At 60.5% G+C, this 488-nt stretch carries 1 pseudogene; it reads left to right on the top strand.

Annotated features, from left to right (window positions below):
* Positions 1–249 (top strand): annotated as a pseudogene (locus AC0L3P_RS40050) (hypothetical protein); the annotation flags it as partial.
* Positions 250–488: the final 239 nt, after the last annotated feature.

Raw genomic sequence — 488 nt, 5'->3', positions numbered from 1 at the left:
CAGCTGCGCGAATGGTTCGAGGCCGAGCCGTGGCGAACCGGCAGCGAACTCCTTTGCAAGCTTCAGGCAGAATGCCCCGGGCTTTACCCGAGCAAAGTACTCCGAACTCTTCAACGTCGACTCAAATCGTGGCGCAGCGAGCAAGCAAGCGCACTGTTGTTTAGCTCCCGGGAAAACGCAGCACAAACCCACGTGATCGACACATCACCGGAAAGCCCGCCGCTGTTGGATAAAGGAACGGCGGTGTGAAATAGACCGGTGATCGACCGTGCTCAAGGCTGGCGCGTTGCGCCACCGCCTTCGGCGGCTCGCGGCCTTGACCACGCCCGATCACCGGTCTGGTGGCTTTGCAAGCGCTCGGTCGAGGACCGAGCGCGACATCGGCGCGCTTGAAATGCCCACCAGTTGTGCGACCGGCTACCTTTTGCTCCCTGGGGCCAGGGAGCAAAATAGAAGAGGCAACATTAAGTCTACCGGGAACATCGCTA

The sequence above is a fragment of the Bradyrhizobium sp. WSM4874 genome, assembly GCF_055811835.1.
The sequence above is the reverse complement of the archived record's forward strand: the minus strand, read 5'-3'. Positions and strand labels throughout refer to the sequence as shown.